Here is a 9,784-nt window from a genome sequence, read left to right as displayed (position 1 = left end):
CCCTTGTCCCCCCCCTCTCCCCCTCTCCCTCTCTCCCCCTCCCCCTCGCTCCCCCTCCCCCTCTCCCCCCATCCCCCCGTCCGTGGTGTGGCTTTAGACATGAACCAATCGCGTTTGGCGATTCGTCAACTACCAGATCGTCCAGGGATGGCAGCGAAATTGTTTGGACTATTAGCGCAACACAACATTAGTGTGGATATGATTATCCAATCTCAGCGCTGCCGGGTAGTTGATGGTGTTCCCAGACGAGATATCGCCTTCACCGTTGCGAGGATGGATGGAGAAGCGGCAAAGAAAATGCTGCAACAAGCAGCGTCAGAATTTGGCTGGGGTGAAATTGTTTTGGATAATGCGATCGCCAAAGTGAGTATTGTTGGTGCAGGTATGGTGGGACAACCAGGAGTTGCTGCGAAAATGTTTGAGGCGATCGCTCAACATAAAATTAACATTCAAATGATCGCCACTTCAGAAATTAAAATTAGCTGTGTCGTGGATAAAGAACAAGGTGTTAAAGCTTTGCAAGTCATTCACGCTGCTTTTGGGCTTGCAGGAAGCGAAAAATTTGTAGTGCCAGCGTAATTTTAGCAATCAAATAAATTATCACCAACCGTCGTAGAGACGTTCCGGACGGAATGTCTCTACAACCGTGTGGAATTTCAACCTTGCTTGCTGTTCAGCACCGCTGCGATCGCATGGTTTCAATCCCTAATAGGGAGTTAGTGAAATTTCAACATCGTCTCAAGCCGGAGGTTGCAGCGGCAATAATTGTTTCAATCCCTAATAGGGAGTTAGTGAAATTTCAACGGTTTAGGGACAAACATGTAGAGTTTGTCAAACAGTTTCAATCCCTAATAGGGAGTTAGTGAAATTTCAACGTTTTGCCTTTTCTTCCCCAGTAATTTGGACGTTTGTTTCAATCCCTAATAGGGAGTTAGTGAAATTTCAACAACTACAAAGGGGACACCGTCTGGAGAGTTCAACAGTTTCAATCCCTAATAGGGAGTTAGTGAAATTTCAACCAAGCGCAAAATATCAATGCCATGCAAGGATATTCGTTTCAATCCCTAATAGGGAGTTAGTGAAATTTCAACGATGTCGTATCGAATGCCAAGTCACCCAGAACTTGTTTCAATCCCTAATAGGGAGTTAGTGAAATTTCAACGTGTTGCTTCTTCGGCTGTTACCTGCCAATATCCGTTTCAATCCCTAATAGGGAGTTAGTGAAATTTCAACATTTATAAAATACCTGGACTCAAGCCAGATATTGTTTCAATCCCTAATAGGGAGTTAGTGAAATTTCAACAAAATCTGGGTTTGGGGGGTAACAAATTATTTCCAAAGTTTCAATCCCTAATAGGGAGTTAGTGAAATTTCAACGGCGAGAATATCTTGGGAGGCACAAGGCGAGAATGTTTCAATCCCTAATAGGGAGTTAGTGAAATTTCAACGAAAGTGTTTATGTTGGCAATATTTTTTTAGACGTTTCAATCCCTAATAGGGAGTTAGTGAAATTTCAACTCGGATCTGCCAGTTGTAGATCAATTCAATCAATTTGTTTCAATCCCTAATAGGGAGTTAGTGAAATTTCAACCTCCCATGCAGATTCCCACTGGGGAAAACTTCTTTGTTTCAATCCCTAATAGGGAGTTAGTGAAATTTCAACATTGAGTCGATGAATTCAGAAAAAGATACTCTCAAGTTTCAATCCCTAATAGGGAGTTAGTGAAATTTCAACAGGATGAGGGCATCATTGCTAATTATGATGTGATTGTTTCAATCCCTAATAGGGAGTTAGTGAAATTTCAACTTTGAGGAAGCCGCTATTGATGCTTTATCAGAAGATGTTTCAATCCCTAATAGGGAGTTAGTGAAATTTCAACTTTCGTCCCCTGCACTAAAACTGGACAAAATTGGTTTCAATCCCTAATAGGGAGTTAGTGAAATTTCAACATCGCATTCATTATTGTTCCTATCTTCTGGATTTTCGTCTGTTTCAATCCCTAATAGGGAGTTAGTGAAATTTCAACTTAGTTTTTGCTGTTTGGAAAGGTGTGGGTAGGATGTTTCAATCCCTAATAGGGAGTTAGTGAAATTTCAACTTCCCAGATACGAGCTTTCCACGGTTGGGGGTCTCGTTTCAATCCCTAATAGGGAGTTAGTGAAATTTCAACCTATTGAGCAGCGATCGTCTTCTCAAGTCTTCAGTTTCAATCCCTAATAGGGAGTTAGTGAAATTTCAACAAATGCAATGGTGCTTCGTACTGACGACCCCAAGTTTCAATCCCTAATAGGGAGTTAGTGAAATTTCAACTCACAATTGGCATCGACAAGCTGGTGTCATCACTTGTTTCAATCCCTAATAGGGAGTTAGTGAAATTTCAACAGCGGGAGCCAGAAAACTAGTCTATATTTGGTTTTCAAGGTTCTTGAGCGCGGATGGGCTAATCGTAACACGAAAAATAGCATTTTGCTTGAGCTTAAACGGCTAAAACCCTTTCTAGACAAGGAGCGCGGACGTTTTTAAGAGTTGAACTGCCATAAACCCTTGTGTGAGTAAGAATTCAAGCATTTTTGTGAAACTCGTTTTTTGTACACCTACCCATCCGCGCCATCAGCAAAGAAAATGCTGTCATCCCGAACTGCTTCACCACCGATACGTTCAATTTTACCAAAACAGCAAGCGCACATAAAGTAAAAACGAATGCTATCGGTATCAGGCTTTATCAACTTATTCAAGCGCGATCGCAGTTTAGCATATTGAGTATCTGTAAGCTGACACTCAAACACACTATACTGCACCCACTGTCCGTAAGACTTGAGGATGCTATGGATTTTGGTGCGGCGCTTATCTTCTGAGATATCGTAAGAGACAACAACATTCATTGGCAGATTCTACGAATAGTGCTTACTTGAGAATTAATGGTGGATATTTCTCGGTTTCTCCCATTAAATACTTTGCCAGCAATCTCGCTTGCAGTTCAAACGCTTCCTGGTAGCTGCATTTACGTCCCAACACAGGATGTTTAAATTCAGATTGTTTCTTTTGTGTATACAAACGCAGAAATGTCTTTCGTCCGGATGGAGTCAAAGACACAGCACCGCTTAACGGTTCAGTTACAAAGTCAGCAGGTGTAAAAAAGCGCTTATTTAATGCGGAAAGTACTACCGCGTCCGTTACCAAAGGGCGGAACTCTTCCATGACATCCAATGCAAGCGAAGGTCTACCGTAGCGTTCGCAGTGCAGATATCCTAAATATGGATCAAAACCAACAATGTTAATTGCCCCTTGTACATCGTGACGTAGTAAAGAATACCCAAAGCTCAGTAAGGAATTGACAGGATCTTTCGGGGGACGGCGATCGCGCACAGAAAACTCAAATTCTGGATTGCGAATCAGTTGGTTAAAACAGCCAAAATAAGCTGCACTACCCGCACCTTCTAAACCACGCAAAGAATTGATATTTTGAGTAGTGTCAATCGGTGCAATTGTTTGCTCGATGCGTTGAATATTTTTAGATAAATCTAGGTTCGTATCCCGCTGACGACGAATAAGAATATTGCGATAATTTTTCAGTTTACCGCGTACAAAACTTTGAACTAGATGAATAGCTTGAGATGATTCACCTGCTGCTTGCCATTGCGCTTTACGCACAAAAAGGTTTTTGGTCACTTCTGGTTCTAACCTGCCTAAATAACGTCCATATTCTGTCAAAAAAGTCAAGGGAATGTGGCGCTGAAGTAACTCATAAATTGTAGCTGGAGAAATAGTAGCGCGTCCTAAAACTACAACTCCGTCTACTTTGATTAGAGGCACATCCAAAATTAACTTTTTATCAAATTTCACAGTTAAGCGTTCATCGATTTTCCCGATAAAACAATCTTCTTGAGTGATATAAACTGTACCCATGATAATTTTCCAATAAATAATCAACAATTGAGTTGTAAATGCGATGAACTATGAAACATCAAATTTAAAATCAATAAGCTTCTTGATAGCGTCCTACTTTTTCAGAAGCTTGTGGTAAACATTGCGAATACAAGCTGCACCCATCACAACGTTTTGTTTTCACAGCTTTTGGCATAATTCCTGTAACTAGCAATATTTCCACTGCATCAATTGTGGCAATAGTAGTTTGGCGCAATTTTTCGCTAATTTCTACTAATTGGCGTTGGTGAGAGTGCGCGTAATAAATATAGCCAGTAGTGATAGATTTACCCATCATTTCTTCCAAGCACAGTGCTTGAGCGCAAACTTGTAACTCGTCGTTATCCCACTCACCTTTGCGTCCCCGCTTATATTCAACTGGATATAATTCACCATTTTCTGATTCAATTAAATCTGCTTTTCCAATAAGTTTGTACTTATTAGACTTCAACCAAATTGCCCTAAGTTGCCAAGTTTCTTCTCGATATCCATCACCTACAGTATGGACGCGATCGTGCAAACTAGTGCCTTCAACTGTGTACTGATTATCAACAAATTCACCTGCACAAAACATCCGCCAACAACGGTGGGGGCAATATGCATGTTGATTTAATGCAGCGATAGGAATGTAATCGATCTCATTCATAAATTTTTTTGTATTAATGTTTATTTCCGGAAAAACGACGTACCATCCCCATACCCATCGTTGTTTTTCGCCCAATTCCTGCATATAAAGCAAAGTCTGCCAAAGCATTAATTTGCTTAATTGCTATTGGCTCAACGTCTCCAAGAATGCGATAGCTAATTTCGCCAATGCAACCTATGAATTTGCTGTCATAGTTGCTCACAACTTCAGTCTGAATCTTAAAAAAGCTGGGATAAATTGATTCGACAGGGATATTACTAAATTCAATCCCGCTATATTTATTCCAACGTGAAAGCAAACTGTTAAAAACACATTCTTTGCTAGGGAGAACAGTATCGTATCCTCCTTGGCGAAAAGCTACGGGTGTAGCAAAGGTAAAATTAAGGATGCGCGAGCTTTCACTTGCTTGTTCATACAATTGCGTGTAAGTACATGCATTTGCCCAAGGTTGTGTAGATTGAGGTGTTCCGAGAATGCTAGTAATATGCAAATCGGCAGAACCTAGATGCCAAGGGTGTTTGGGGTTGAGGTTTAACCACAGATGAGTCAGCTTACTAAACAAAGTGTCATCAAGTAGAGAAATGCGCCACCAACAAAGAGTTCCCGAAGAGATAGGTTGTTGATACTGCCATTGTAAAACTTGAGATTCTCCCCTCTTTTTTAGGGAAGAAACATCACTAATTTGTAACGGCGAGAGAGTAAAAGCCTTTTCTGCGGTAGAATTGTGGAGCATATCACCCAAACTTTTATCTACAGAACTGACAAGATTGAGAAACAGAGCGTGATAATGTCTTCCTGTTAAATAATTGGGGTAAATATTTGACTTGGGAACAATGTTTAAAACTAAACTATGAGGCATATTTTTTATTTTGATATTAGATTGAGTCACCCTTAACTATATAGAGTAAAGTTAGATATCTATTGAAATTAAGCATCGCTCAAACTATACTGTTTGCAAACCAAACTGAAGTCATAAAATAAGGATGCCTCTAAAGTCACTTTTATTTAAACAATAAAAGCTTCATCATCTGGAAGACGTAGTTGTTGAAATTTCATTGCCATAGTTAAAATTCCCGCTAATCCTGGTAATAATTCGTAATTTTTCTGAGCATCGTTACATACAACTGTGATAGGATAAGAAAAGATTCCTTGTTTGCGTAGTTGGTAAAGTGCTGCTACATTGGTTATTGGGCAAATAATCACTCCAGGCAAGAGATTTTTTTCTAATACTTTAAGTAATGGTGTTGGTGATATTGCACCACCTTTGCTTCGTTGAATGCGACAGTTTTTGAATGCAGTCAACTTGTTAAGCTGGGTATTTACAAAGTCTTGCAGGTTATCGTGATAGCTGAGACGAAAATTCAAATCGTAAGTTTTTAATGCACGATTTTTCAATTCTATATACTCGCCATTTTCCGCAAATTCATAGTAACGTAAAAGATGAATTGGGTCTAAAAATGTCTCTTCTGATTCATCCAGCATAAAACCTTGAGGATCGAGAATTTTTATATTTGCAAATAAACCATCGCGAAACTGAAAGATTGGTGCATAACTAGCTTTGAAAATCTCTGCAAATTCTTTTAATTCGGTAGCTGCTTCACGGTCTTTTTGAAATTGTTCTTCATAATCATCCAAACTAGAACGTTTAGCTTTGATATCTTCCCAATCTTCCGGAAAGTTTGTTTTGATAAAGTTTGCGACAAATGCTTGTCCACCAGAAATATATTTCCATTTTTTCTGGATATCTTCAATTGATGCCGCAGCAATATTTTCTGCACCCTGTAAAACTTTTATCCGCTTGCGACAATCTTCCCAAGTGCGGTTTCCTCCGAATATATCTTGTAATGTTTGAAAAAGTTGGAGGATTAATACTTCTTCTGGCAATTCCTTGAATCTGTCTTCTAATTCTAATAAGGGACGAGCAATTTCTAAAAATGCTTCAGAACGCCAATAAGCGTGTAAAAATGGTTTATCGAGACAAGGAATGTTATCAATAACTTGTTTAAGTGCTTCTCTCCCTCCATTTACATTAAGCGAAGATAAACCCTCTTTCCAAGCATCATCAGGTAAATATGCGATCGCCTCTGATGGTACATTAGTTTGTGACTTACCCAAAACACGTCCGACTCTACCTATTCTCTGCCAAAATGCAGCGCGATCGCGTGCAGAAAATATCAACCAATCTAAGTTTTGTCTTGTTGGTTGGGGGTTTCTTTCAAAGTTGAATCCGACATCAACTGTGCTGGTAGCTAAAATTATCTGACGTTGTGCAGCTATTTGACGTTCAGCTTGTGGTGTCGAACCTGTAATTCTGCCAAATTCACCACCAAGTCCTTTATTATAAAGGATATCAGCCAAGCGATTAATGTTGTCTTTAGAGTCGAGAATTACTGCACCATTTTTGTCTGGATATTCTTGAAAGTATTTAACAACTTCAATTGATAAATTAGATATAAAATCATCTTTTTTATCTGGCTTTGGTCGTAATTCTAAGTTCACAGATGTTTGTGACGGCAAAAGATTTGTATTATCACTTTCGCCATCTATTTTTATAATTCTCACACCTTTATGTTGCAGAGTTTCCAAAGCTAGTTCGCAAGCTTTTTCTGGAGTCGCAGTTAAAAGTACAACTCGTCTCCCGTTTTGGAAAAATCCAAATATATGAGAAAACGCAAGATAAAATAGTAAGCTTACAAGCTGTTTGGCATCATATAGATGAAATTCATCAAAAATGACTGTGGAAAACTTGGTGTAAAAATTTGTAGCGATATTTGCTCTATCTAACTTATTGTAAGCGAAAAAAGTAGCATAGTAGAAAATATCCGGGTTTGTGATTAATAAAATTGGTCGATTAGCACCTACTTCAGGGAAAATAGTCGCTGGATTACGAAGAACATTATATAGTTTTTCTCCCGAACGTTTCCCAACTTTATCATTAGACCATTCTTTAACTTCTGATGCAGAAGCCGATTTAACCACATGAGGTAAACCCGCATCTTTTATAAACTTCTCTGCTGCTTCTCTTTGTTGTTCTACTAGTGCATTTGTGGGAGCTATATAAACAGCACTTTTATGAGGTTGATGTTTTAAAACAGTTAATCCAGCTTTTGTTTTACCTGTTCCAGTAGGTGCTAAATCAAGGATAATATCAGCATTACGAGACTTTTCAAATACATCAACTTGATGTTGAAGTGCATCACCCATAAATGATAATTCTGTAGGTAAAGATGCACAAGCTGAAATACTCCGGGGTTCAAAAGTAATAAACAAATTTTCATTACTCATTGTTTGTTCCTCCACAAAAATGTAAACCTGCTGGAATAGTATTTTCTCCAATTTGCCAAGCAGCACCACGAAAATGAAGATTTTTAAGTAAAGGTGCAGGAGGCATAGAAATTAAATCAAAAGCAAAAGGCTGTATAGTTGACGGTAGATCTGCAATATTCAAATAATATTTGCATTGATATTCACCTTCTGGTAACAGAGTAATATCAAATTCATCCAACAATTTAACTTTGATTTTACTCATGAATTTACCTACGCGAATATAATCAGGTAATTGATTATCACCAAATACCAAAGTTTGAAATTTATTCCCACGTTCAATCATTCGTAACTTTCCGGTTTGGGGAAAATTACTTGGTCTAAATGTATTCGGTTTTTTGCCTTGTCGCTGTATCATTAAATCTTCACGAGCAGTCGCAACACGATTATTAGTCATTGCATACCAATAAGCATCAGACAAAGCATTAAATCTTTCAAATCTATAAGTTACTTTGCCATTGACTGGTGAAGCTGGTAAGATATAACAAGTATTTGATAAAGATTGGAAATCTTCTTTATATGTTGGTCTTCCTGTTGCTTGACCATTTAAACGATAAGGAGAATTTACCCAACCAAAAGCATAAGCAAGAGCATAATTTCCAATTGCACCTTCAGTGTAATAAGTGTCAGATAACTCTCTAGATGCAAAAAAAACTGGTTCAGCGCACCATAATTCTATCAAGCGTGCTTTCGAGAAATTGATTGTAGACATAGGTAAAATTGGAAGTATACAAGACCCTATTTTGTCATTTTGAGCGAAACGGAGTGTAGCGTCTCCGCTCTTGAGAAGAGAACAATCTCATATTCTCGTTATAAATCGAGATACTTCATTCCGCTTCGCTCACAGCATCACAACAAAGGTATTATTAAGCTTCAGCTTCAACTGCTGTTTTTTTACCTTTACCTTTACCCTTTTTGGACTCAGCAGAAACCTGACGAAACGGTTCATAAGATTGATTTAAACGCTTTAAAAAATTATCGCGTTCATCTTCTGACCAACTATTATCCACATCTGCAATTAAAGCACTTAACTCATCTTGGGATAAATGCAACGAAACACCCCTCTTATTCTTCCAATTATAAAGAACTTCCTTTGTTTTTCCGATTAACACATCACTATTAAAAGGATGTTCTAAAGGTTTTGGTAAAGCATCATAAACCGCTTGTACTAATTCCAAAGAACTAGGAAGTTCTGTAATACTGCCAAAAACCCCTAATATTTGATTTTCCATCCGTCCAACACGACTAGAAACAGCACCATAGCGAGTTGTTAACAAGATATTGCCAATGATGTATCGCAATTCATCAGCAGTGACATCTTTGAGGGTAACAACATCAAGAAAATGAACTTCTGGTTTGATATATTCGCTAGTATTCAATGCTGTTGATGCGTTACCATTTTGATCGCGCATTGTTCCATTTTCAAAGATAGCGTTAATCGTTCTATCTCCTAAAACATCACTCGCAGCTAAAAGACTAAAAGCATCTTCAGTCCATATTCTACTTTTTTGTGCCCCACCCCCACCAGCAGCGAAACCATATAGGAAACAATCAATACACATTTCGCAAGGTGAATTCGTATTTAACGAACAAAGCGAACTATCTTTACTAATGTGTAAAAGTTGATGCGCTCTTAAATGTTCTCTTCCATAACGTCTTTCTGGTGCAACTTGTTTGCGTTTAGTCATTACTAAACGTTGAATTACTTTTGTCTCTGTCACTCCTGCTTGCACAAATTCACTGCATATTGGTTCCCCAGAACCTTCTGTACGAAAGATAGTTTCAGATAAAGTTTTTCTGAGAACAACTAAACTGATAAAACGACCTTTGGGAAAATTTTCGTAAGTGTTAGCTAAAAATTGATTGAGTTTATTGATAGACATGATGAT

Annotated in this window: 8 protein-coding genes and 1 CRISPR repeat array; of the genes, 1 reads left to right on the top strand and 7 read right to left on the bottom strand. The window is 38.4% G+C overall.

Features of this window, described 5'->3' with window-relative positions; genetic code table 11:
* The coding region (locus AABK37_RS27265; RefSeq protein WP_432554637.1) for an ACT domain-containing protein at positions 1-579 on the top strand (579 nt) is incomplete at its 5' end.
* A gap of 116 nt (positions 580-695) precedes the next feature.
* A CRISPR array of direct repeats spans positions 696-2,383; the repeat unit is 37 nt; unit sequence GTTTCAATCCCTAATAGGGAGTTAGTGAAATTTCAAC.
* Between the two features lie 212 nt (positions 2,384-2,595).
* Here the strand turns inward: AABK37_RS27265 and cas2 are convergent.
* The 7 genes from cas2 to cas7d form a co-directional block, all read right to left on the bottom strand.
* On the bottom strand, positions 2,596-2,883 hold the full coding sequence (gene cas2, locus AABK37_RS27260; RefSeq protein WP_432554636.1) for a CRISPR-associated endonuclease Cas2: 288 nt from the start codon (positions 2,881-2,883) through the stop codon (positions 2,596-2,598).
* A 22-nt stretch (positions 2,884-2,905) separates the two neighbouring features.
* On the bottom strand, positions 2,906-3,907 hold the full coding sequence (gene cas1d, locus AABK37_RS27255) for a type I-D CRISPR-associated endonuclease Cas1d (RefSeq protein ID WP_432554635.1): 1,002 nt from the start codon (positions 3,905-3,907) through the stop codon (positions 2,906-2,908).
* 70 nt (positions 3,908-3,977) lie between these two features.
* Positions 3,978-4,571: a CRISPR-associated protein Cas4 gene (gene cas4, locus AABK37_RS27250; protein ID WP_432554634.1), complete on the bottom strand. Its 594-nt coding sequence runs from the start codon at positions 4,569-4,571 to the stop codon at positions 3,978-3,980.
* Between the two features lie 13 nt (positions 4,572-4,584).
* Positions 4,585-5,430, bottom strand: a complete 846-nt coding sequence (gene cas6, locus AABK37_RS27245) for a CRISPR-associated endoribonuclease Cas6 (protein WP_432554633.1) — start codon at positions 5,428-5,430, stop codon at positions 4,585-4,587.
* Positions 5,431-5,576: 146 nt separating this feature from the next.
* Complete coding sequence (gene cas3, locus AABK37_RS27240; protein ID WP_432554632.1) at positions 5,577-7,856, bottom strand: type I-D CRISPR-associated helicase Cas3'; 2,280 nt, start codon at positions 7,854-7,856, stop codon at positions 5,577-5,579.
* Entirely contained in the window at positions 7,849-8,607 is a 759-nt protein-coding gene (cas5d, locus tag AABK37_RS27235) for a type I-D CRISPR-associated protein Cas5/Csc1 (RefSeq protein WP_432554631.1), read from the bottom strand. Before cas5d ends, cas3 begins: the two co-directional genes overlap by 8 nt.
* Before the next feature lie 154 nt (positions 8,608-8,761).
* On the bottom strand, positions 8,762-9,778 hold the full coding sequence (gene cas7d, locus AABK37_RS27230; RefSeq protein ID WP_432554630.1) for a type I-D CRISPR-associated protein Cas7/Csc2: 1,017 nt from the start codon (positions 9,776-9,778) through the stop codon (positions 8,762-8,764).
* Between the last annotated feature and the right edge of the window lie 6 nt (positions 9,779-9,784).

Source organism: Tolypothrix sp. VBCCA 56010, from assembly GCF_050875635.1.
Taxonomy (GTDB): domain Bacteria; phylum Cyanobacteriota; class Cyanobacteriia; order Cyanobacteriales; family Nostocaceae; genus Hassallia.
The sequence above is the reverse complement of the archived record's forward strand: the minus strand, read 5'-3'. Positions and strand labels throughout refer to the sequence as shown.

Bases quoted from the DNA above. Each gene is read 5' to 3' on its own strand.
- cas2 (WP_432554636.1), bottom strand. From the start codon at position 2,883: ATGAATGTTGTTGTCTCTTACGATATCTCAGAAGATAAGCGCCGCACC.
- cas1d (WP_432554635.1), bottom strand. From the start codon at position 3,907: ATGGGTACAGTTTATATCACTCAAGAAGATTGTTTTATCGGGAAAATC.
- cas4 (WP_432554634.1), bottom strand. From the start codon at position 4,571: ATGAATGAGATCGATTACATTCCTATCGCTGCATTAAATCAACATGCA.
- cas6 (WP_432554633.1), bottom strand. From the start codon at position 5,430: ATGCCTCATAGTTTAGTTTTAAACATTGTTCCCAAGTCAAATATTTAC.
- cas3 (WP_432554632.1), bottom strand. From the start codon at position 7,856: ATGAGTAATGAAAATTTGTTTATTACTTTTGAACCCCGGAGTATTTCA.
- cas5d (WP_432554631.1), bottom strand. From the start codon at position 8,607: ATGTCTACAATCAATTTCTCGAAAGCACGCTTGATAGAATTATGGTGC.
- cas7d (WP_432554630.1), bottom strand. From the start codon at position 9,778: ATGTCTATCAATAAACTCAATCAATTTTTAGCTAACACTTACGAAAAT.